Source organism: Vibrio sp. V23_P3S9T160 (assembly GCF_963886625.1).
Lineage (GTDB): Bacteria > Pseudomonadota > Gammaproteobacteria > Enterobacterales > Vibrionaceae > Vibrio > Vibrio anguillarum.
Map to the genome: position 1 here is coordinate 17710 of NZ_CAWPDB010000124.1, position 22979 is coordinate 40688.

Here is a 22979-nt window from a genome sequence, read left to right on the forward strand (position 1 = left end):
CCGACTAAAGTTGCACAGACCCACCACCCTTTCACTGCTATCTTAATTTCGTAACATTAGATTAACACTACGATATGTAAACCGAAGGAGAAGGTCATGGCGTTCCAATCAACCGAACATGCTCAAGCCTACTGGAAGGAAAACTTGGGAATTATGGGCTCACTGCTGGCAGTGTGGTTCTTGGTATCATATGGTGCAGGCGTTCTTTTCGTCGACGCACTTAATACGATTCATTTAGGCGGGTTCAAACTAGGGTTCTGGTTCGCACAACAAGGGTCCATCTATACCTTTGTCGCCTTGATCTTTATTTACGTTGTGCGCATGAATGCGCTCGACAAGAAATACAACGTGCAGGAAGACTAAGAGGTTTACGAAATGGATATTCAAACTTGGACGTTTATTCTAGTCGGTATTACGTTTGCACTCTATATCGGCATTGCCATTTGGGCCCGTGCAGGATCGACCAGTGAATTCTATGTTGCTGGCGGTGGCGTTCACCCTGTTGCCAACGGCATGGCAACTGCAGCGGACTGGATGTCAGCCGCTTCGTTTATCTCGATGGCGGGTATTATCTCGTTCATCGGATACGACGGCGCGGTTTATCTAATGGGCTGGACTGGCGGCTATGTGTTACTAGCGCTCTGCCTTGCACCTTACTTGCGTAAATTTGGCCAGTTCACCGTGCCAGATTTTATCGGTGAGCGGTACTACTCAAAAACCGCGCGCATGGTGGCGGTATTTTGCGCCATCTTTATCTCGTTTACTTATGTTGCGGGGCAAATGCGCGGCGTCGGCGTGGTATTTTCTCGCTTCCTCGAAGTGGACATTAACGTTGGTATCGTCATCGGTATGGGGATCGTGTTCTTCTATGCGGTACTTGGTGGCATGAAAGGCATCACTTATACGCAAGTTGCACAGTTCTGCGTGCTCATTTTCGCCTTCCTTGTTCCGGCCATTTTCACCTCGATCATGATGACAGGTAACCCACTGCCACAAATTGGCATGGGTTCAACCATTACAGGAAGCGATGTCTACCTACTCGATAAACTTGATGGCCTAACTCAAGAGCTCGGCTTTACTACCTATACTGATGGTAATAAGAGCATGGTTGACGTGTTCTTTATCTGCGCAGCCTTGATGGTAGGTACTGCTGGTCTTCCTCACGTGATCATTCGCTTCTTCACTGTGCCTAAAGTGCGTGATGCGCGTATTTCAGCAGGTTGGGCATTGCTGTTCATCTCTTTGCTATACACCACCGCACCGGGCGTTGCTGCCTTTGCACGAGTTAATTTAATTGACACTATCAATGGGTCAGACATGCAAGGTGTACCCGCAGCAGAAGCACCGACTTGGTTTAAAAACTGGGAAAACACTGGTCTTGTGAGTTGGGAAGATAAGAACGGTGATGGTCGCATGTTCTACTCCGGCGATGAGCGTAATGAGATGAAAATTAGCCCTGACATCGTCGTATTGGCATCTCCTGAATTAGCGAAATTGCCAAACTGGGTGGTTGGCTTACTCGCAGCTGGGGGTTTAGCTGCCGCGCTTTCTACAGCCGCAGGTCTTTTGTTGGTTATCTCAACATCAATCTCACATGACCTATTGAAGAAAGGCTTCAAACCAAACATGACCGATAAACAAGAGCTGTTAGCCGCACGCTTAGCCGCCATCATTGCGATTGTTGGTGCGGGTTACCTAGGCATTAACCCACCGGGTTTTGTGGCTCAGGTGGTAGCGTTTGCCTTCGGCTTGGCAGCCGCCTCCTTCTTCCCGGCCATTATTTTGGGCATCTTCTACAAGAAGATGAATAAAGAAGGCGCGATCGCGGGCATGGTCGCAGGGATTATCTTTACTGCAACCTACATCATCTACTTCAAATTCATTAACCCGGCAGCCAGCACGCCAGATAACTGGTTGTTTGGTATCAGCCCTGAAGGCATTGGTACGTTAGGTATGTGTTTGAACTTCGTGGTATCGATTGTGGTGAATAAATTTACCGCAGAAGTTCCAACCGAAGTGCAAGAAATGGTGGAATCAATCCGCTTCCCGAAAGGCGCGGAGCAAGCTCACGACCATTAATCTTCACCTGCGAGCGTCATGCTCGATGTTCGCTCCGCAGTGAAGTGTGATAACAACCATAAAGCCGATGTCCACGCATCGGCTTTATGCTGCATGCTTAATTGACTCGATTCAACAGCGCGCGCAGTTTGAGTGGTTTTATTGGTTTGGGAATAAAGCTAAAGCCATTGGATTTAATCGCATCCATCATCTCTTCAGTGCGATCAGCGCTGATGATGACCCCTTCAAAGCTATCTCCAAGCCGCAAGCGACACTGCTGCAACACTTCTAAACCAGTGCGACCATTATCTAAGCGGTAATCCGACAAAATAACATCAGGCAACCAATTGTTTTCTAATGCTTTCAGGCTTTGCAGTAAGTCCGCTGCTACTTTGACATCACACCCCCACCTTGCGAGCAGATCGTTCATGCCAACTAAAATATCAGCTTCGTTGTCCACACACAGTACGCGCAGATGATTGAGATCAGATGGCATACCTTGTTCTATCGCCAGTGTCGGAGCCTGTTTGACAGCTTCAGCGCGCGTCAAAGAGAGCGAAAACACGCTGCCTTTTCCATGCCAAGAGCGCATCGAAATTTCATGACCCAGCACATATGCAATGCCTTTTGAAATCGCTAAACCGAGCCCCAAACCTTGGTCAGAACGGACTTGACTACCACGGTTAAACTCTTCGAAGATTTCTTGCTGCTTATCTTGCTCGATACCAATACCATTATCCCAAACATCAATCCTGACCTGATCTCGCACTCGGCGTACACCCAGCACCACTTTACCTTTAGGGTTGTAGCGAAACGCGTTAGTGAGAAAGTTTTGTACCACGCGACGTAATAATTTAGGGTCAGACATCACATAGAGCGAGGATGGGATCACTTTAAAATCAATCCCTTGCTGCTTAGCTAAGGCGCTAAATTCAGCGTTAAGATTCGAAAATACATCATTAATAGCAAAGCTATGAGAATGCACATCGAGCTTGCCGGACTCTAAACGTGAAATATCCAGCAAATCACCAATCAGATCTTCAGCCGCGCCCAGAGCACTCTCTATATAACCCGCCAACGTTTTCACTTCCGTCTCTTTGGCCACCTCCGAGAGCGAAGAGGCAAACAGGCGCGCAGCGTTCAACGGCTGCATTAAATCGTGGCTGACAGCGGCCAAAAAGCGCGATTTTGATTGCGATTCTTGGTCTGATTTTTGAGTTGCCGCCACCAAGCGTTTGTTGAGGGTTTCAAGCTCTAGGGTTCGTTGGTGCACGCGCTCTTCCAAGGTTTCATTGGCCTCTTTTAATGCCTGCTCCGCTTCGCGAAAAACGGTGATGTCGCTAAAGCTCATCACAAACCCGCCGCCCGGCATCGGGTTCCCTTGCACTTCAATAACTCGTCCATCAGGACGAATACGCGCCGAGGTGTGTCTGGTTCCTTGCTCAAGGTGATACACCCGCCGCCGCACGTGATCCTCAGGGTCACCAGGGCCGCATAATCCGTGTTGCGCGTTGTGCCGTATCACATCCGCAATCGGCCGCCCCACTTGAATCAGCCCAGCGGGAAACTCAAACAGTTCGAGATAGCGTTGATTCCACGCCACCAGCCGTAGCTTTTTATCGACCACGGTAATTCCTTGACCAATATGCTCAATGGCCCCTTGTAATAAGCCGCGACTAAAGTCGTACAGTTCGGATGCTTCATCAACAATGGTCGCCACTTCCTCAAGTTGCATGTTACGCCCTTGCAGCGCAGAAGTGAGCACCAATTTGGCCGAAGAAGCACCAAACACCCCCGCCAGCACTCTTTCTGTATGGCGGATTAAGGTAGATGGCGCTTGTTGATTAGGTAGTAACGTCTCTCTCTGCTGGCTCCAATATTGGCGAAAGGCAGTGCGAACGCGAGTGCGCCCTACAAAACGAGCGGCCAACATTTCAAGCTCAGCCACTGTCACGCGGCTTTGATACAAGCTGAGATTCTCACTCTCAGGCAGCGGCGTACCGACAAAAGAAGCCGATTGCAAACGCTCACTCAAACTCGGACGAGTCACCATAGAGACAACAACGTAGCAGAATGTGTTGAGAGCAACACTGAGCATCATGCCCCAATCTGAGTTTTTCAGCCCCATCTGCACCAACCAATCCGGCGGGGTGATCATCCATAACAGAACGTTAGTTTGTGCATCGCCCGCCAGCATGTCGGTTTGGCTCATTAAGGTTACTAGCCACACAGTAAAACCGACCGCCAATCCAACATAAACGCCTTTGCGGTTGCCTTCACGCCAGTACATGCCACCAATCAATGAAGGGGCAAATTGGGTAATCGCCGCAAATGAGAGAAAACCGATCGCCGATAAAGAACCAATCGCATCCAACGCCTGATAAAAGCCCCAAGCACCAAGCAGCAGCAACAGAATCAACCCGCGACGGATGTTGAGCAACAACCCAGATAAATGACGGTAGTTGCGCTGAGTTAAGCGCATGCGGCGCAGCAGAAGCGGCATCACCAAATCATTAGAAACCATGATAGCCAATGCGATGGTCGAGACAATCACCATGCCGCTGGCCGCTGATGTGCCACCTAAAAACGCCAGTAAGGCTATCTGCTCTGCGCCCACCGACATAGGCACGCTGAGTACATAAGTATCGGCAGGGCTGCCGCTTAACAAACTTTGCCCAACCCATGCAATAGGTAGAACAAATAACCCCATCAAAGTCAGGTAAAGAGGAAATAACCAGCGCGCCGTGTGTAGATCTTGCGCGCGTTCATTTTCTACCACCATGGTATGAAACTGACGCGGTAAGCAGATGATCGCCATCATGGTTAATACGGTGTGGATCAACAGCGTTGGCCAGTTGGGCGCTTGATACGTCTGCTGAGCAATCGCACTTAGATCAACCGTTTCACGGCTTGAAGCCAGATAAATGATGAAACCGCCCACGGTTAAAAAAGCGACCAATTTAACAATCGATTCAAACGCAATCGCCATCATCATGCCGCGGTGGTGCTCGGTGTTATCAATATGCCGTGTACCAAACAGCATGGTAAATAGCGCTAAAGCCGCGACCACAAACCACGAGACGTGATAATTCTGATAACCAAATTGCGTAGCGAGGTTGGGGGCGACAATCTCAAGCCCCATAGTGATGCCGCGCAGTTGCAAGGCGATGTAAGGTAAAATGCCCACCACGGCAATCAAAGTTACGGTTACCGCTAATCCTTGCGATTTTCCGTAGCGAGCAGCAATAAAATCGGCGATGGAGGTAATATGTTCGCGCTTCGCAATCAAAATCAGCCGCGCCAACATACGCCAGCCAAGGGTAAACACTAAAATAGGCGCAATGTAGATAGGCAGAAATGACCAAGGATTGCTAGCCGCTTGACCCACAGTGCCGTAAAAAGTCCAAGAGGTGCAATAGACCGCGATCGATAAGCTGTAGATCCACGGTCGCCATTTCGCCAGCCATTGGCTTTGCCTATCACCATACCAAGCGACGAGAAACAGCACGCCTAAGTAAGCGAGCGAAACGGGAACGACGATCCATCCTTGCATTTGATATCCTTATCGGTTCAAAAAAGCCTCTTCAAAGAAGAGGCTTCATTTAACTAAGGATAATTTTTAATCTCAATCAGTTAAGGTTAATTCTGTGCTTCAGGCGCTGCTTTCATTACCTCAGTACCTGACTCATTGGATGATGTGGGTTCGACTTTAATCAACAGCGCCAAGATGCCCATTGCCGCCATCGCCCAAAATACATTAGCGCCCCAGCGTTCATAACCCCAGCCACTCAAGGTGGTCATCAAAGCAATAAATGCCCCAAGTGGAATGGCATTATACAGCGCTTGCATAGCCACCATTTTGCTTTGCGGTGCGTGCTGAATGTATTGAATCGCCGCTATATGCGCCATCGCAAACGTCACCCCATGTAGCAGTTGAATCGTCCCTAGCGCAAGCAGCGCGGTGGTCGACGCCATTAACGTCCAACGCACCACAACCCCAATCGACGCGACAACAAATAATGTGCGTAGTGACCAGCCTGAAAAAAGGCGTTTGCTGAGCGCAAATACCGCGACTTCAGCGGCAACCCCTAAACTCCATAAATAGCCAATCAGCTCTTCCGAATGCCCCGCCGCTTTCCAGTGAATCGAACTGAAACTGTAATACGCCGCGTGACTGCCCTGTATTAGCGCCGCTAAAATCAAGAATTTTATCACTGGCCACTCACGCAATAACTGCGTCAGTTTAGGTCGGACGGCATGTGCATCACCAACCGTCACGGGCATTGGGTTGGGATTGCGCAAGCTAATCAATAGTGAAACAAACACCCCAGCCAAGGCGGTGTAGAGGATCATGTCAGAACCATAACGTGCCACAAGTACGCCAACCACAGTAGAACCAGCGATAAAAGCCACCGACCCCCATAAGCGAGTGCGACCATAATCGAGCATTTTTAAGCGTGCATAATAGTTAGCCATCGCATCGGATAGCGGCACCACGGGGCCACAGCAAAGGTTAAACAACACAGTAGCTAACGCCATCAGCCAGAAACTGCCGCCCGTAAAGAAGTGAAAACCAATAAATAAAAACGCCGCCAAACTTAACCAACGCAGTGCTGGTAGAAGAAGCTCGGCCTTATGGATACGCGGCGTAATCACCAAATTAGCGACGCAACGCGTGGCAAAGCCCATACCGATTAATACGCCAATATCGGTTGCAGACACACCTTGGGTTTCAAACCACAGCGCCCAAAATGGCAAGTAAACGCCATACGCAAAGAAGAAACCAATAAAGTACTGCGATATCCAACCATATGGAGAGGGGTTAAGCATGATTCATCCTGAACAAAACGAGGGAGAGAAAACGGCCGTATTATGCAGGCAGTTTAAGATTCTAAAAAGGGAAGTTTACTGATAAATCTGTTTCCTTATTCACAACCTTGCGGGTCATATCACTCATTAGACCAAAGTCGTCTGGAGGTAGTGGCGATTTTTGTCACACTTAGATAGGAATTTCTTCTGAGTGACGATCGTTATGCCTGACAAATTCAACATGCAGTCACCGCCCTTTGACCGCTTAACATTGCCGCAGCAACAGCGACTTCGCTCATCCTTGGATGTAGCGTATTTTCGTAGCAACGATCTGCTGCAGACCAGTGATAGACCCAGCGTGTATCTGCACGTACTGATCAAAGGCGCGGTCGAAGAACGCTCGCCAGATGGCAAAGAGATTTTTGCTCACTACGCCAACGATGACATGTTTGATGTACGCGCACTGTTTGAAGAAAAAGCCAAGCATCAGTACGTGGCGCTGGAAGATACCTTAAGCTATCTGCTGCCGAAAGCCGTCTTTCTCGAACTGTATAATGACAACGGTCAGTTCGCCGCCTACTTCGACAATAATCTCGCCAAACGCCAAGCTCTGCTTGATGTGGCGCATCAGCAAAAGAATTTAGCCGAATTTATTTTAACTAAGGTGGATGACTCAATTTACCATCCACCGATGATTTTAAACCCAGATCAACCGCTCAACCAAGTGACCCAGCAATTACGCGATAACGGAGTTGATGCGGCCTTAGTTCGTCTTGCCGAGCATGATCAACGCTTAATCGAAAACCCCAGTGCGCACCCCTATGCTATCGTCACGCGCACCAATATGCTGCATTCCGTCATGCTCGATAACCACCCGCTCGATACCCCTGTTGGGGTAATTGCTACCTTTCCTGTGCTGCACATCAACGATGGCGACTTTCTGTTTAATGCGATGATCGCCATGACGCGCAACCGCATAAAACGGGTGATGGTGTGTGATGGTCATCAAGCGGTTGGCATGCTGGACATGACACAAATTCTCAGTGCTTTCTCCACTCATTCTCACGTGCTGACGTTAAGTATTGCTCGCGCTAACTGCGTAGAAGAGTTAGCTCTCGCCTCCAACAAACAGCGGCAACTGGTTGAAAGCCTAATCAACAATGGCATTCGCACTCGTTTTATTATGGAGCTGATTTCAGCGGTCAATGAACAGATCATCGAAAAAGCCTTTCAGTTGGTTGTGCCGCCCGCGCTGCATGATCACTGCTGCTTGATCGTACTCGGCTCCGAAGGCCGTGGAGAGCAGATCCTCAAAACCGACCAAGATAACGCGCTGATCATCAAAGATGGCTTGCAGTGGCATCAAATGGGTGTGGTCATGGACACGCTCACCCACACCTTACAGCAGCTCGGCTATCCGCTTTGTCCGGGCAATGTGATGGTCAATAATCCCAAATGGGTTAAAAGCCAAACTGAGTGGAAAACCACGCTTAGCCAATGGGTGAAAGCGGCCAAACCCGAGCAAGTGATGGATATTGCGATCATGGCCGACGCACACGCTGTCGCGGGCAACAAACACTTATTGGCCCCTATTAAACAGCACTTGAGCCATTTAATGGCCGACCAAGAATTGATTTTGATGGAGTTTACTCGCCCCGCGCTGAGTTTTTCTGTGCCACTCACGCTGTTTGGCACCGTAAAACACTCCAAATCTGGCTTAGATATTAAACAAGGTGGCATTTTCCCGATTGTGCATGGCATTCGCGCCCTAAGCCTTGAACATCAAGTTCAACAAAACAACACCTTTGAACGCATCGAGGCGCTAGTAGAGCAACGGGTTTTGGAAAAAGAAACCGCCGATAATCTCAGTGAAGCGCTCAAACAGTTCTTTAAATTGCGCTTAGCTCAGCAACTGAGCAATCAACACAGCACCAATAAACTCGATTTAAAACAGCTCGACCGAACCGAGCGTGACCTGCTCAGGCACAGTTTACACGTGGTGAAAAAATTCAAGCAGTGGCTTGGCTATCACTATCAAATTCGCGAATAGTGGAGTCTGAAAATTGAATTGGTTTACACGCCATTATTGGTTTCACAAACTAAAAGACTCTCCTTATCAGCCGCTGTTTGCAACACCGATGCAAGGGGAATATGTATCGCTCGATTGCGAAACCACCAGCCTTGACCCGAATCGCGCCGAGTTAGTGACGATTGCCGCCACCAAAATTATCGACAACCGCATTTTAACCAGCCAGCCATTTGAAGTGCGTTTGAGCGCGCCACAATCGCTCGACTCGGGTTCAGTCAAAATCCACAAAATTCGCCATCAAGATCTGGTCGATGGCATCGACGAGCAAGAGGCCATCACTCACCTATTAGACTTTATCGGCAACCGACCTTTAGTGGGCTACCACATTCGCTATGACAAAAAAATCCTCGACCTCGCTTGTCGGCGACATTTAGGCTTTCCACTGCCTAATGCTCTCATCGAGGTAAGTCAGATCTATCATGATCAGTTAGAGAGAATGCTGCCGAACGCGTACATCGACCTCAGCTTAGAGGCGATTTGTCGCCATCTCGACTTGCCGATGCAGGATAAACACGACGCGCTGCAAGATGCCATCGCCGCGGCATTAGTGTTTGTGCGCTTGACCAAAGGTGATCTGCCTCCCTTTGTTGCACCTTACTCGCGCTAGCACTTACCCCACACTCATCCTAAAGTCTAATTGTAGAAAATCGCACTCTGACTGACAGTTACCCACATACAGATTTTCCTTTCAGCGCAATTTGATCGCCAATCAACAGGGAAATTGTTCAAATTCACAAGGAGAAAAGCAATGAGTGAAGCCCACGTTTATCCGGTAAAAGAGAACATCAAAGCCAAAACACATGCGGATAATGACACTTACCTAGCGATGTACCAACAATCAGTGACCGACCCAGAAGGCTTCTGGAGTGAACACGGCAAGATTGTGGATTGGATTAAGCCTTTCACTCAAGTGAAACAAACCTCGTTTGATACTGGCCATGTAGATATTCGCTGGTTTGAAGACGGCACATTAAACGTCTCCGCTAACTGCATCGATCGCCACCTTGCCACTCGTGGTGATGAAGTGGCGATTATCTGGGAAGGTGACGATCCGGCTGACGATAAAACCCTCACCTTTAAAGAACTCCATCAACAAGTGTGTCGCTTTTCTAATGTGTTAAAAGATCAAGGAGTTCGCAAAGGAGATGTAGTCTGTCTTTACATGCCAATGGTGCCAGAAGCAGCCGTTGCGATGCTCGCTTGTACTCGAATAGGCGCAGTGCATACTGTGGTGTTTGGTGGCTTTTCACCGGAAGCCCTTTCCGGTCGCATCATTGATTCCGATTCCAAAATAGTCATCACCGCCGACGAAGGTGTACGTGGCGGTCGCGCTGTGCCCTTGAAGAAAAACGTCGATGAAGCCTTGACTCACCCTGAAGTGAAAAACATCAGCAAAGTGATCGTCTTTAAACGCACTGGTGGCCAAATTGACTGGCACGAACATCGTGATGTGTGGTGGCATGAAGCAACCGCAAAAGCTTCCGACCACTGCCCAGCCGAAGCCATGAAAGCCGAAGATCCCCTCTTCATCCTCTATACCTCTGGTTCAACGGGTAAACCCAAAGGTGTGCTACACACAACCGGTGGCTACCTTGTTTACGCGGCGATGACCTTCAAATATGTGTTTGACTATCAGCCGGGCGAAGTGTTTTGGTGTACCGCCGATGTGGGCTGGATCACTGGCCACACCTACTTGGTTTACGGTCCTTTGGCCAATGGTGCGAAAACCGTTCTGTTTGAAGGGGTCCCCAACTACCCAGACACCAACCGCATGAGTCAAGTGGTGGATAAACACCAAGTCAACATTCTTTACACTGCGCCGACCGCTATTCGCGCCTTGATGGCGAAAGGCAATGAAGCCGTCAAAGAGACGTCACGCACCAGTTTGCGCATTATGGGTTCGGTGGGAGAACCAATTAACCCAGAAGCGTGGGAGTGGTACTACAAAACCATCGGTAACGAAAAATCACCGATTGTCGATACATGGTGGCAAACCGAAACGGGTGGTATTTTAATTACGCCACTGCCGGGCGCGACGGCACTTAAACCGGGTTCGGCCACACGGCCATTCTTTGGCGTGCAACCAGCCTTGGTCGATAACATGGGCAACATCATTGAAGGGGCTGCCGAAGGTAACTTGGTTATTTTAGATTCATGGCCGGGCCAAATGCGCACCGTTTATGGCGATCATGACCGTTTTGAACAAACCTATTTTTCAACCTTCAAAGGTATGTATTTCACCAGTGATGGCGCACGCCGCGATGAGGATGGCTACTACTGGATAACGGGCCGCGTGGATGACGTGTTAAACGTTTCTGGCCACCGCATGGGCACCGCGGAAATTGAATCAGCTTTGGTTGCTTTTGATAAAATTGCAGAAGCGGCGATTGTCGGCGTGCCACACGATATTAAAGGCCAAGCCATTTATGCTTACATCACCTTAAATGATGGCGTCTACCCCAGTGCCGAGTTGCACAAAGAGGTCAAAGATTGGGTACGAAAAGAGATTGGCCCTATTGCAACTCCCGATGTACTACACTGGACCGATTCACTGCCCAAAACCCGTTCTGGCAAAATCATGCGCCGTATTTTGCGTAAAATCGCCACCGGCGACACCAGTAATTTGGGCGATACCTCGACACTGGCGGATCCTAGCGTAGTGGATAAATTGATCGCCGAAAAAGCAGAATTGTCTTAACGCTAACGATTCTACCTGCCGCGAGGCATTGAGATGATTAAGCCGTCACACTTGTGGCGGCTTTTTCTTTCCCTCTCAGTTCTTCTCATTCTGTTAACTCGGTTGCAGAATTAAATGAGTAAACTATCTGATAAGACCAGTAAATTGCTGCCATTTGCGCTGAATTAGCTATAATCTTGGGCAATTTCTTAAATTCAGGGAATTTTTGACGAAAAATTCACTCTGACCTAAGAATAATATGGGAATATTAATATTCGTTTCACGATATAGGGAGATGTCGACACAATGACTGCTAAATCTCGCATTCTGGTCTTAAATGGGCCAAATCTTAACCTGTTAGGGCTACGTGAACCTGCACATTATGGTTCTGACACCTTAGCGCACATTGTCGAGACATTACGCGAACAAGCGCAAAAAGCAGATATTGAGTTAGAACATCTTCAATCGAACCGCGAATATGAGCTGATCGAAGCCATCCATGCCGCTTACGGCAAGGTCGACTTCATCATCATTAATCCCGCCGCATTGACGCACACCAGTGTGGCACTGCGCGATGCGCTATTGGGTGTCGCCATCCCATTTATTGAAGTGCATCTATCCAACGTTCACGCACGTGAACCTTTTCGCCACCACTCCTATCTGTCGGATAAGGCGCAAGGGGTGATTTGCGGGTTAGGTGCACAAGGTTATGAATTTGCTCTTGCAGCTGCCATAAAAGCGCTACAGGCAAAATAACCCACATACGATCAACGATAAACAAACACTCTACGGCCCAACCTTAAGGGCTGACGTATTCACAAGATAAAGAGAAAGAAAAGATGGATATTCGTAAAATCAAGAAGCTTATCGAACTGGTAGAAGAATCTGGCATTTCTGAACTAGAAATCTCTGAAGGTGAAGAATCGGTACGCATCAGTCGTAACACTGCGCCAGTACAGATGGCTCAGATGCATTACGCTGCACCAGCGCCAGCACAACAAGCCGCGCCAGTCGCTGCCCCTGCGCCAACGGCTGAAGCCGCCGCGCCTGTAGCGCCAAAAGGTCACCAAGTGCTTTCGCCAATGGTCGGTACTTTCTACCGCTCACCAAGTCCAGATTCAAAAGCGTTCATCGAAGTCGGTCAAAGTGTTTCAGTCGGTGACACACTATGCATCGTTGAAGCGATGAAAATGATGAACCAAATCGAAGCCGATAAAGCAGGTATCGTTACGGCAATCCTACTTGAAGACGGCCAGACCGTTGAATTCGACCAACCGCTTGTTGTTATCGAATAATCGAGGTTTGCTTTATGTTAGATAAATTAGTCATCGCGAATCGAGGTGAAATTGCACTTCGTATTCTGCGCGCATGTAAAGAGCTTGGCATCAAAACTGTTGCCGTGCACTCCACTGCCGATCGTGATTTAAAACACGTACTGCTGGCCGACGAAACCATCTGTATTGGCCCAGCACGTGGTATTGACAGCTACTTAAACATTCCACGCATTATTTCTGCAGCAGAAGTAACTGGCGCAGTAGCCATTCACCCCGGTTACGGTTTTCTTTCTGAAAACGCCGACTTTGCTGAACAAGTCGAGCGTTCAGGCTTCATTTTTGTTGGCCCGAAAGCCGATACTATTCGCATGATGGGTGACAAAGTGTCAGCCATCAGCGCAATGAAAAAAGCGGGCGTTCCTTGTGTGCCGGGTTCTGACGGCCCACTGGATGGCGATGAAGTCAAAAACAAAGCTCATGCGAAACGTATTGGCTACCCTGTGATCATCAAAGCTTCTGGCGGCGGCGGCGGTCGTGGTATGCGCGTGGTTCGTAGCGAAAATGAACTGACCCAAGCGATCGCAATGACACGTGCCGAAGCCAAAGCGGCGTTCAACAATGACATGGTTTACATGGAAAAATTCCTAGAAAACCCACGTCACGTTGAAGTACAAATTATTGCGGATGGTCAAGGTGGCGCAATTCACCTTGGTGAACGTGACTGCTCAATGCAGCGTCGCCACCAAAAAGTGGTTGAAGAAGCGCCTGCACCAGGCATTACCGAAGAGATGCGTAAATACATCGGTGAACGTTGTACACGCGCTTGTCTCGAAATTTGCTATCGTGGTGCCGGTACGTTTGAATTCCTATACGAAAACGGCGAGTTCTACTTCATTGAGATGAACACGCGTATTCAAGTTGAGCACCCAGTCACTGAAATGGTCACTGGCGTTGATCTCATCAAAGAACAACTTCGCGTCGCCGCAGGTCAACCACTGTCGTTTACCCAAGATGACATTAAGATCCGTGGCCATGCGATTGAATGCCGTATCAACGCGGAAGATCCGGTTCGTTTCCTCCCTTCTCCGGGCAAAATCGAACACTTCCACGCGCCGGGGGGTATGGGCGTTCGTTGGGAATCACACATTTATGCAGGCTACACAGTGCCACCGCATTACGATTCAATGATCGGCAAGCTCATCACTTACGGTGAAAACCGTGACGTGGCAATTGCGCGCATGAAAAATGCGTTAAACGAAATGATCGTCGATGGCATTAAAACCAACATCACCTTGCAGCAATCGATCATGCAAGATGAGAACTTCCAACACGGTGGAGCGAACATCCACTACCTTGAGAAGAAATTGGGTTTACAGCACTAATTTTCGCGTCGCGAGAGACCAAATGCTCACTTCGGTGAGCATTTTTGTTTTCGGCAGCCGAGTCAGTTTCTGCTAAACTCTGCGCCAACTGACGACATAACAGAGCAACTGACATGCCTTGGATTCAAATTAAACTGAACGCAACTAACGCCAATGCCGAGCCAATTGGCGACATGCTGATGGAAGAGACGGGCGCAGTATCCGTCACTTTTCTTGATGCGCACGACACCCCTGTTTTTGAACCGCTTCCGGGCGAAACTCGCCTTTGGGGCGATACCGACGTGCTGGCGCTGTATGATGCCGAAGCCGATAGCGCATGGATCATTGACCAAATTCGCTCAAGCAAACTGCTGAGTGATGACTTTGCCTACAAAGTTGAACAGCTCGAAGATAAAGACTGGGAACGTGAATGGATGGACAACTTCCACCCAATGAAATTTGGTCAACGTTTGTGGATTTGCCCAAGCTGGCGTGAAATCCCAGAACCTGACGCTGTCAACGTAATGCTCGACCCGGGCCTTGCATTCGGCACAGGCACTCACCCAACGACTGCATTATGTTTAGAGTGGCTCGAAGGGCTCGATCTGACAGGTAAAACCGTCATCGATTTTGGTTGTGGTTCAGGCATCTTAGCCATTGCGGCGATCAAATTGGGCGCAGCCAAAGTCGTCGGTATTGATATCGACCCACAAGCACTGCTTGCTTCTAACGACAACGCAGGGCGCAATGGCGTAGCTGACCAACTTGAAGTGTATTTGCCACAAGACCAACCTGAAGGCTTAATCGCTGACGTGGTTGTGGCCAACATTTTGGCCGGCCCACTGCGTGACCTGAATGGCGTGATCAAAGGGTTACTTAAACCCAACGGCCAACTTGCGATGTCCGGTGTTTTGGACACTCAAGCCGAAGAAGTTGCCAACCATTATCGTGACGAGCTTCACATTGACCCGATCATTGAGCTCAATGAGTGGTGCCGCATCTCGGGTCGCAAGCAAGGCTAGATAAGACTTTGCGTGCTAATAGACTGTATTTTATACGATTTACTAAAACAAATTGTAAATGCTCAAATATTAGTCTTTTCACGCAGTAAAAAAATGCGTAAAATGCGCGCCCTTGCTGGTACAGAACTGTGATGACGTTTTGAAAATCGGAAACTATCAACTTAAGAACAATCTTATCGTTGCCCCTATGGCAGGAGTGACTGACAGACCATTTCGAGAGTTGTGTCTTCGCTATGGAGCAGGCATGGCCGTCAGTGAAATGATGTCCTCTAATCCTGCTCTATGGAATACGTCAAAGTCGATGCAACGTATGGTACATGAGGGCGAATCGGGCATTCGCTCGGTACAAATTGCGGGAGCCGACCCACAGCTTATGGCCGATGCAGCCCAATTTAGTGTTGAGAACGGTGCTCAGATCATCGACATCAACATGGGTTGCCCAGCAAAAAAGGTGAATAAAAAGCTGGCGGGTTCAGCCTTACTCCAATTTCCGGAGACGATTGAACAGATCTTGAAAGCGGTGGTGAACGCCGTTGATGTCCCAGTGACATTAAAGACCCGTACTGGCTGGGACACAGACAACAAAAACTGTGTCTACATCGCTAAATTAGCCGAAGACTGCGGCATACAAGCTTTAGCCCTGCATGGCAGAACCAAAGCGTGTATGTACAAAGGCGAGGCCGAATACGACAGCATTAAAGCGGTGAAAAGCGCCATCTCTATTCCGGTTATTGCTAACGGTGATATCGATAGCCCAGAGAAGGCGAAATACGTGCTGGATTACACCGGCGCTGACGCTTTAATGATTGGACGACCTGCCCAAGGTCGCCCGTGGATTTTCCAAGAAATCCAACACTATTTGGAAAACGGCACCACGATGTCTGAACTTCCGGCTGCGGAAGTGAAAGATATTATGCTTGGTCATGTACAGGCTCTCCACAGTTTCTATGGTGAGTATTTAGGCCCTCGCATCGCTCGTAAGCATGTGGGTTGGTATCTGAAAGAACATGAACAAGCGAGTGAGTTTCGCCGTACCTTCAACGCTATTGACGCAGCACCGCTGCAAATTGACGCGCTCGAAGGTTATTTTGATAACGTTGCATCATAATTAAGAGAAGAGCTAGACCGCATATGTTCGAACAAAACCTGACTTCAGAAGCTTTCACAGTAACAACCGTAACTTCACAAGATCAAATCACGCAAAAACCACTACGTGATTCAGTTAAAGCATCTCTTAAAAACTACCTTGCGCAGTTAAACGGCCAAGAAGTGACAGAACTATACGAGTTAGTTCTTGCTGAAGTTGAACAGCCACTACTCGACACCATCATGCAGTACACTCGCGGTAACCAAACTCGCGCAGCAACCATGATGGGCATCAACCGCGGCACTCTTCGTAAGAAGCTAAAAAAATACGGCATGAACTAATCTAGCTACTGCACAAATCTAGCAACTAGATACCATCGCTTTTAAAACCGAGCCTCTGCGCTCGGTTTTTCCATTTTTATTACTCAAAACACCAGTAAAAGCTATCTCTGCTGACAACATTGCTATTGATCTCACATTGCTCATTCATTAAACAAATAAACTTAGCGGCAATAAATAAAGGTGACTTATTCTTTTAAATGTTAATGATATCAATTACCATTCGCATAACGCATTATTGTAAGAGTTCATTATGTCCTATTTTAAAAGTCGCCCCACATTACTTTGCTTAGCTATTCTCGCCGCTCATCACTCAGCACTAGCCCAAGAAGAGACGTTGGTTGTAACAAGCCAACAAACTCAGCACCCGGTTGTTGCCACCGCAACACGGACTGCAACGCCTGCGAAATTAGTGCCGCAAACCATTAATAGCCTACCTGCAGAGCAGCTCAGCGCCTTTAATCCATCCTCATTAAGCGCAGCGCTAGTCGGTACGCCCGGTATTGATGCGGTCAATGATACCCGCTTTGATAGCGTGACAATTCGTGGTTTTGCGGCCAGTAACGATTTCTACCTCGATGGTTTCCGTGATGACATGCAGTACACGCGCGATCTCGGCAACATCGAAAGTGTCGAGATCCTGAAAGGACCGGCGGCGGTACTGTATGGACGTGGTAGTACTGGTGGCATCATCAACCGAGTCAGTAAAACGCCACAAAAAGGCCAAGCCTCAAGTATCAATGCACGAATTGGTAGCCATGATTACCAACGTCTCGCTGCCGATCTTAGCGGTGAATTACATGACGATGTGCAGGTGCGCTTGAATATGGCACAAGAAGACAGCAACAGTTTCCGCGATGGTGTGGAAGGCAAACGCACACTGCTGGCACCTTCACTGCGTTGGGCAATCAAGGACAACCTCGATTTTCTTATCCAGTATGAACGTAATGAGCACCACCGCACACCGGACCGAGGCATTCCTGCGGTCAATGGCTATCCGGCTGATGTGCCTAACAGCGCTGTCTACAGCGATACTAAACGTGATTTTATTGATGATGTGAGCGAAACAACTCGCTCACGACTCACTTGGCAATTGAACGATCTTTGGCAACTGCGCCAACAGCTCAGCTACATTAAGCTCGACAGCGAATTTGATAATACTTACGTCACTCAAGTGAAAGGGGATAACGTGGTTCGTAAGCGCTGGCAGCAACAGCTCAATGCCAGCAACTTAACCAGCCAAAGCGAAGTGGAAGGCCAATTCAATACTGGCTCAATTAACCACCGTTTATTGGCTGGCCTAGAACTGAATTGGCAGGAACGTAATCCAAAACTGTATCAAAATAAGGAGGCGATCCCTGCGGGCAACCTTTACCAACCGGACCAACTCCCAAGCCACAATGGTGAAATGTCGCTGTCTAGCGATGCTAATCATAAAGTACGCAGCTCTGGTCTTTACTTACAAGATCAAATCAGTCTAAACAACTGGCATCTTTTACTAGGCCTGCGCTACGACGAATTTAAAGTTACCACTCACCGCTTGGATCTTAATAAAGAAGAAACTCAAACCTCTTATAACCTAAGTCCTCGCTTAGGCTTGGTTTGGAACCCAGTGGCGGATCACGCCTTATACGCTTCTTACAGCAAAACCTTTTCTCCTGTCGGAGGCGGGGTGATTGGTCTCTCACCAGGTAACAAAGCTAATCAGCTTGATCCTGAGCACAGCCGTTTATATGAAATTGGTGCAAAAAGCGATTGGTTCGATGGACGCATTGCCAGCACTTTATCTCTGTATCGTTTAGAGATGTATAACCGCCGGATGAAAGATCCTCTCGACCCAAAAATCATATTACTCACTGGTTTGCAAAGAACCGATGGTGTGGAATTGGATGTGAAAGCATACCTCAGCGAAACATGGTCACTGCGTGGGGCTATCGGCTGGCAAGATGCTGAAATCATCAAAGCCGAGAATAATACCCAAGGCAATCGCCCAAGTGCAGTATCAAAACTGAATGGTCAGCTGTTTGTCCACTACCAAGCTGAGCAAGGCTGGTTCGCTGAAACGGGTATGACAGCGGTAGGCGATCGCTATGCTGACTCACAAAATACGACCAAACTGCCCGGTTACGCGCGTTTTGATGCTCGTATGGGTTACCAATGGCAAGATTGGAGCACTCAATTGAGCGTAGAAAACGTGTTAGATAAGGACTATTACGTCAGTGCCACTGGTGCGACACAAATTATGCCAGGCGCACCTCGTCAGTTCTATATTAACGCCTCTTACGCTTTCTAAGCACTATAAGCCGCTAGAGAGCCGCTAAATACTTCGATAAAAAAGAGAGCCGAATGGCTCTCTTGAATCGATTTACGTTGGTTTGAGGGGATCGCAATCGAATTTAGAGTGTTGGCAGGTTTATCTTTATCACTGCGCGCGTAATAAAGGTTCCCGATAAACCGCCAACAAAATCGACCTTTAGTCTTTCAACACTTTCACGGTGTAGCTCCCGTTAGCTTGACGATACAAGCCGTGAATATCAGTATCAAACCCCGGATAATGCGCACCGATTTCACACAACATTTCCAAGAATTCAAGGACAGGACGTGAGCTCTCTGTCACCATTTCACCTGGCAACACCAAAGGTACACCAGGAGGATAAGGTAAGATCATATTCGCGCTCACGCGGTTAACCATTTCATTCAACAGAACCTCTTCAGTTTTACCGCGTAGTTCTTGCTGCCATGCCGCGTGTGGCGTCACTTTCATCTCAGGCAACACATCAAATGCTTTGTACATCAATTCTGGCAATGCATATTTCTTAGTTAAGTCGTGAATACCTTGCGCTAGATCTTGGATACGCATGCCTTCGTAGAAGCTTGGGTCTTCTTTGTATAAAGAAGGAAGAATCGAACGAATGGTCAAGTTCAAATCGTAACCCCGTTTGAACTCAGTCAAACCGCGCAGCAGTTGCATCGCTTTCGATTTATCAATACCAATTGAGAACAAGAACAGCAGGTTGTATGGGCCTGTTTTTTCAACCACAATGCCGCGCTCGTCTAAGAATTTAGCCACTAATGAGGCAGGGATCCCCGACGCTTCAAGCTCACCTTGTTGATTCATTCCCGGTGTTAACAACGTAATTTTAATGGGGTCAAGGTACATGTGGTTATCATCAATACCTTTAAAACCATGCCAGTTATCATTAGGGTCTAGCTTCCAACATTCCGTTGTATCAATATTCTCCGGCTGCCATACATCAAAGAACCAGCTATCACTCTCACCTTTTAATCGTTTGATCTCTTTACGGAAACGTACGGCGCGATCAATAGAATCTTGCATCAACTTACGACCCGTATTGCCACGCATCATCGCTGCTGCTGTTTCAGTTGAAGCCACAATACCGTATTGAGGCGAGGTCGAGGTATGCATCATGAAGGCTTCGTTAAACGACTCTTTATCAAACTCACCTTTTATATGAATCATCGAAGCTTGCGAGAAAGCGGCGAGCAGCTTATGAGTAGATTGTGTTTCATAAAACACTTTACCTGGCATCTCTTCACCGCTCATACCACATTTACCTTGGTAAATTGGGTTGAAGTTAGTGTAAGGCACCCAAGCACTGTCAAAGTGAATGTGTTTACAATCTAAAGACTCTTTGATGAATTGGGTGTTGTACAACAAACCATCGTAAGTCGAGTTGGTGATCACAGCATAGCTTGGCGCGCTGGCACCCGGGGTATTGGCCACTTTTTCAGCAATCACATCACGGCTAAATTCGCTTTGTGGAATTCCGCCTAAAATACCGTAAGCATTACGAGTTGGACGGAAGTAAATAGGCGTTACGTCTGTCATCATCATTAAATGAGTTAATGATTTATGGCAGTTACGATCCACCAGCACAGTGCTACCCGCCGGTGCAGAATACATGCCGACAATTTTATTTGATGTCGAAGTACCGTTGGTTACGATGTAAGAACTGTCGGCATTAAATGTTCGTGCAATATACTCTTCCGCTTCTTTATGTGGGCCAGAGTGATCAAGCAGTGAACCCAGTTCTGGCATCGAAATTGAGACGTCTGCTTTGAATGTATTCGGGCCGTAGAAATCATAAAAGATACTTCCTGCGGGGCTTTTTTGGAATGCCGTACCGCCCATATGACCAGGAGTACAGAAAGTGTACTTGCCCTCTTCCACATATTTAAACAGCGCTTTGGTAAACGGAGGCATGATCGCATCTTTATACTCTTGCGTTGCTTGATTGATCTTCACTGCAATATCATCGGCCATGCCTAACGAATACTCAAAAAAGCTCACGTTCAAACGCAAATCTGTCAATGAAATATCTAACGTTGACTGCTCATTGGCAAATGCGTGTACTGGCAGTTTTTCATTGACATTACTGATGCGCTCACAAAGCTCAAGAGAGTATTTATCCCAGTCAAATAACACCCCACAAACTCGTGGATTCATCTCAATTAATTTGATCAAATCTTTATCATCAACGGGATAAACCACGTCATAACCTGCTTTTTCTAATGCCGCGTGAAGCTGGCGAACAGGCTCTTCTTTAAAGAACACACCCATGTGGTTCAAGATAGCAAAAATATTCATTTGGACATCTCCAAGACGAGAAAAGGCGCTCCCTATCCGTTGTGATAGTGAGGAGAAGAAGCACCAAGGAAAATGAAGAACTAACGCACTGCGTAGCTGGCGCGCTAGCCTAGGAAATTAAGCCGCTGACGCAGGTAAATCGTTTTTGTGTGACTCTATGTATTGAGCAAGGCCCGTTTTTTTGCTGTAGAACATCAAAATGACCAGTGACATGATGAAGGTAGCGGTCAAGGTCGTCCCTTCCGCACCAGCCAGTGCCACCATACAAAACGCACACGCGACACCAGAGAACAGCATCACAAAACCATTACGCGTCGTCATCCCTTCGAAACGGATCAAGTTAATGCTGGAGTAAAAGTAAGGCAGCATGGTTAACAACACTGCATCTGTTGTAAGTTGGTTAAAGATATCTGACGCGTGCGCGGTTTGAGAGCTAAAGGCCATCAAGACACACATCAGCGCTGTCATCTTGATTGACGCTAAGATCAATCCTTTTTTAGGCACACCGTTTTTGTCTGTATCACCGTAGATTTTAGGAAAGTTGCCATCGCTCGCAGCACGTTTACCCGCTTCACCGACCAACATCATCCAAGAACCTAACGACGTAAAACAAGCCAAGGCTGTGAAGGCTGAAACAAACGGTGCAGACCAACTACCAAAGAGTTCCGTTGTCGCGAGCGCAAAAGGAGCACCGGAAGCGGCAACTTCTGCGGCAGGGAACATCCCACTGATCATTTGTGTCGAAAGGATATAAATAATCCCCGCGATCGCAGTGCCAAGCATTGTGGCTAGCGGCACGGTACGTTTGGGGTTGTGTACCATACCCGACGATACCGCGGCTGATTCAACACCAACAAATGACCATAAGCAGATCAATACAGCACTGATAATGGCGTGATTATCACTGCCAGCAGAAACGTTCCAGTTTTGTTGATAGGTTGCCATATCAAAATGAGTCCAGCCCAAAAGAGCAGTGCCCAGCACTGGAACCAAAATTAATACCAAACCAAACGTACACAAACGGCTAACCCAACTTCCCCCTAGCAAGTTGACCAAAGTAAACACCCATACAGCAGCAATAGTGGCTAGCCCAGCGGGAACAGGGTTGTTCAAAATAGGGAAGAACACCGAAAGGTAGGAGACACCCGTAATGGCAATAGCTAAGTTCCCAATCCAGTTTGCGTGGTAATAAAGCACACCTGCTTGGAAACCAAATACTGGTGAGACTTCACCTGCATAAGCAATTGGGCCACCTTCTTGTGGGTTTTTAGTGGCTAAGCGTGCAAACACAAACGCCAAACTCAGCGCGCCGATGATGCAGATAATCCAACTAAATAGAGAAATAGAGCCAACCGTTGCAAGGCTTGAGGGTAACAAGGCAATGCCGCTACCCATCATGTTGCCCGCGACCACCCCAGTACAAGCAATGACGCCAATTTTTTTGGTATTCGATGACATAACGTCTCCCGATATTTTCTACGAGCCATAGGCTCAAACCATAATAAGTGAGAGGCTTTGGCTAATAGGTCGCCACGACATCTCACTGAATTTGGCTGCAGATTACGCTCAAAATTGACGAAAAAAATAAAGATGCGCTTATCAATAAAATAATGAGTGAATCCCTATTTATTGAGAAAAACCTGATAACGAAAAAA

16 protein-coding genes are annotated in these 22979 nt (G+C 47.9%); 12 read left to right on the forward strand and 4 right to left on the reverse strand.

The features are described 5' to 3' along the window. Window positions 1–96 precede the first annotated feature (96 nt). The gene (locus AACU59_RS09565; RefSeq protein ID WP_013855818.1) at window positions 97–363 is read left to right on the forward strand and encodes a DUF4212 domain-containing protein; all 267 of its coding nucleotides are present in this window, start codon (window positions 97–99) and stop codon (window positions 361–363) included. Window positions 364–375: 12 nt separating this feature from the next. After that, entirely contained in the window at window positions 376–2079 is a 1704-nt protein-coding gene (locus AACU59_RS09570; RefSeq protein ID WP_094145714.1) for a sodium:solute symporter family protein, read from the forward strand. Between the two features lie 97 nt (window positions 2080–2176). On the opposite strand, the gene AACU59_RS09575 is transcribed toward AACU59_RS09570, so the two are convergent. Further along, window positions 2177–5611: a PAS domain-containing hybrid sensor histidine kinase/response regulator gene (locus AACU59_RS09575; RefSeq protein WP_094145715.1), complete on the reverse strand. Its 3435-nt coding sequence runs from the start codon at window positions 5609–5611 to the stop codon at window positions 2177–2179. An 86-nt stretch (window positions 5612–5697) separates the two neighbouring features. Further along, window positions 5698–6888 (reverse strand): 3-phenylpropionate MFS transporter, encoded by a 1191-nt coding sequence (locus AACU59_RS09580; RefSeq protein WP_017048886.1) that lies wholly within the window; start codon window positions 6886–6888, stop codon window positions 5698–5700. A gap of 202 nt (window positions 6889–7090) precedes the next feature. On the opposite strand from AACU59_RS09580, the gene AACU59_RS09585 reads away from it, so the two are divergent. The 10 genes from AACU59_RS09585 to AACU59_RS09630 all read left to right on the forward strand — a co-directional run bounded on the left by AACU59_RS09585 (window position 7091) and on the right by AACU59_RS09630 (window position 19008). Beyond that, window positions 7091–8917 (forward strand): DUF294 nucleotidyltransferase-like domain-containing protein, encoded by a 1827-nt coding sequence (locus AACU59_RS09585; RefSeq protein WP_094145724.1) that lies wholly within the window; start codon window positions 7091–7093, stop codon window positions 8915–8917. A gap of 13 nt (window positions 8918–8930) precedes the next feature. Then, window positions 8931–9563, forward strand: a complete 633-nt coding sequence (locus AACU59_RS09590; RefSeq protein WP_026027882.1) for a 3'-5' exonuclease — start codon at window positions 8931–8933, stop codon at window positions 9561–9563. A 141-nt stretch (window positions 9564–9704) separates the two neighbouring features. After that, window positions 9705–11654 carry an acetate--CoA ligase gene (gene acs, locus AACU59_RS09595; protein WP_026027881.1) on the forward strand — a complete coding sequence of 650 codons (1950 nt, stop codon included), beginning with the start codon at window positions 9705–9707 and terminating at the stop codon, window positions 11652–11654. Window positions 11655–11939: 285 nt separating this feature from the next. Then, complete coding sequence (aroQ, locus tag AACU59_RS09600; RefSeq protein ID WP_013855811.1) at window positions 11940–12389, forward strand: type II 3-dehydroquinate dehydratase; 450 nt, start codon at window positions 11940–11942, stop codon at window positions 12387–12389. Window positions 12390–12472: 83 nt separating this feature from the next. Beyond that, window positions 12473–12928, forward strand: a complete 456-nt coding sequence (accB, locus tag AACU59_RS09605) for an acetyl-CoA carboxylase biotin carboxyl carrier protein (RefSeq protein ID WP_013855810.1) — start codon at window positions 12473–12475, stop codon at window positions 12926–12928. 14 nt (window positions 12929–12942) lie between these two features. Further along, window positions 12943–14289, forward strand: a complete 1347-nt coding sequence (gene accC / locus AACU59_RS09610) for an acetyl-CoA carboxylase biotin carboxylase subunit (protein WP_094145716.1) — start codon at window positions 12943–12945, stop codon at window positions 14287–14289. Between the two features lie 113 nt (window positions 14290–14402). Then, entirely contained in the window at window positions 14403–15290 is an 888-nt protein-coding gene (prmA, locus tag AACU59_RS09615; protein WP_013855808.1) for a 50S ribosomal protein L11 methyltransferase, read from the forward strand. Window positions 15291–15429: 139 nt separating this feature from the next. Then, window positions 15430–16398, forward strand: a complete 969-nt coding sequence (gene dusB / locus AACU59_RS09620) for a tRNA dihydrouridine synthase DusB (protein WP_038171221.1) — start codon at window positions 15430–15432, stop codon at window positions 16396–16398. A gap of 23 nt (window positions 16399–16421) precedes the next feature. After that, window positions 16422–16718 (forward strand): DNA-binding transcriptional regulator Fis, encoded by a 297-nt coding sequence (gene fis / locus AACU59_RS09625; protein WP_010320338.1) that lies wholly within the window; start codon window positions 16422–16424, stop codon window positions 16716–16718. Between the two features lie 250 nt (window positions 16719–16968). Then, window positions 16969–19008 carry a TonB-dependent receptor gene (locus tag AACU59_RS09630; RefSeq protein WP_094145717.1) on the forward strand — a complete coding sequence of 680 codons (2040 nt, stop codon included), beginning with the start codon at window positions 16969–16971 and terminating at the stop codon, window positions 19006–19008. A 180-nt stretch (window positions 19009–19188) separates the two neighbouring features. Here AACU59_RS09630 and AACU59_RS09635 read toward each other — a convergent pair whose 3' ends face one another. Both AACU59_RS09635 and cadB read right to left on the reverse strand, forming a co-directional pair. Next, the gene (locus AACU59_RS09635) at window positions 19189–21324 is read right to left on the reverse strand and encodes a lysine decarboxylase CadA (protein ID WP_094145718.1); all 2136 of its coding nucleotides are present in this window, start codon (window positions 21322–21324) and stop codon (window positions 19189–19191) included. 117 nt (window positions 21325–21441) lie between these two features. Continuing rightward, window positions 21442–22782, reverse strand: coding sequence for a cadaverine/lysine antiporter (gene cadB / locus AACU59_RS09640; protein ID WP_094145719.1), 1341 nt, complete (start codon window positions 22780–22782; stop codon window positions 21442–21444). Window positions 22783–22979: the final 197 nt, after the last annotated feature.

What these genes read in the sequence shown, in the direction of transcription:
- AACU59_RS09565 (WP_013855818.1), top strand. Translation starts at nt 97, where the DNA reads ATGGCGTTCCAATCAACCGAACATGCTCAAGCCTACTGGAAGGAAAAC.
- AACU59_RS09570 (WP_094145714.1), top strand. Translation starts at nt 376, where the DNA reads ATGGATATTCAAACTTGGACGTTTATTCTAGTCGGTATTACGTTTGCA.
- AACU59_RS09575 (WP_094145715.1), bottom strand. Translation starts at nt 5,611, where the DNA reads ATGCAAGGATGGATCGTCGTTCCCGTTTCGCTCGCTTACTTAGGCGTG.
- AACU59_RS09580 (WP_017048886.1), bottom strand. Translation starts at nt 6,888, where the DNA reads ATGCTTAACCCCTCTCCATATGGTTGGATATCGCAGTACTTTATTGGT.
- AACU59_RS09585 (WP_094145724.1), top strand. Translation starts at nt 7,091, where the DNA reads ATGCCTGACAAATTCAACATGCAGTCACCGCCCTTTGACCGCTTAACA.
- acs (WP_026027881.1), top strand. Translation starts at nt 9,705, where the DNA reads ATGAGTGAAGCCCACGTTTATCCGGTAAAAGAGAACATCAAAGCCAAA.
- aroQ (WP_013855811.1), top strand. Translation starts at nt 11,940, where the DNA reads ATGACTGCTAAATCTCGCATTCTGGTCTTAAATGGGCCAAATCTTAAC.
- accB (WP_013855810.1), top strand. Translation starts at nt 12,473, where the DNA reads ATGGATATTCGTAAAATCAAGAAGCTTATCGAACTGGTAGAAGAATCT.
- accC (WP_094145716.1), top strand. Translation starts at nt 12,943, where the DNA reads ATGTTAGATAAATTAGTCATCGCGAATCGAGGTGAAATTGCACTTCGT.
- prmA (WP_013855808.1), top strand. Translation starts at nt 14,403, where the DNA reads ATGCCTTGGATTCAAATTAAACTGAACGCAACTAACGCCAATGCCGAG.
- fis (WP_010320338.1), top strand. Translation starts at nt 16,422, where the DNA reads ATGTTCGAACAAAACCTGACTTCAGAAGCTTTCACAGTAACAACCGTA.
- AACU59_RS09630 (WP_094145717.1), top strand. Translation starts at nt 16,969, where the DNA reads ATGTCCTATTTTAAAAGTCGCCCCACATTACTTTGCTTAGCTATTCTC.
- AACU59_RS09635 (WP_094145718.1), bottom strand. Translation starts at nt 21,324, where the DNA reads ATGAATATTTTTGCTATCTTGAACCACATGGGTGTGTTCTTTAAAGAA.
- cadB (WP_094145719.1), bottom strand. Translation starts at nt 22,782, where the DNA reads ATGTCATCGAATACCAAAAAAATTGGCGTCATTGCTTGTACTGGGGTG.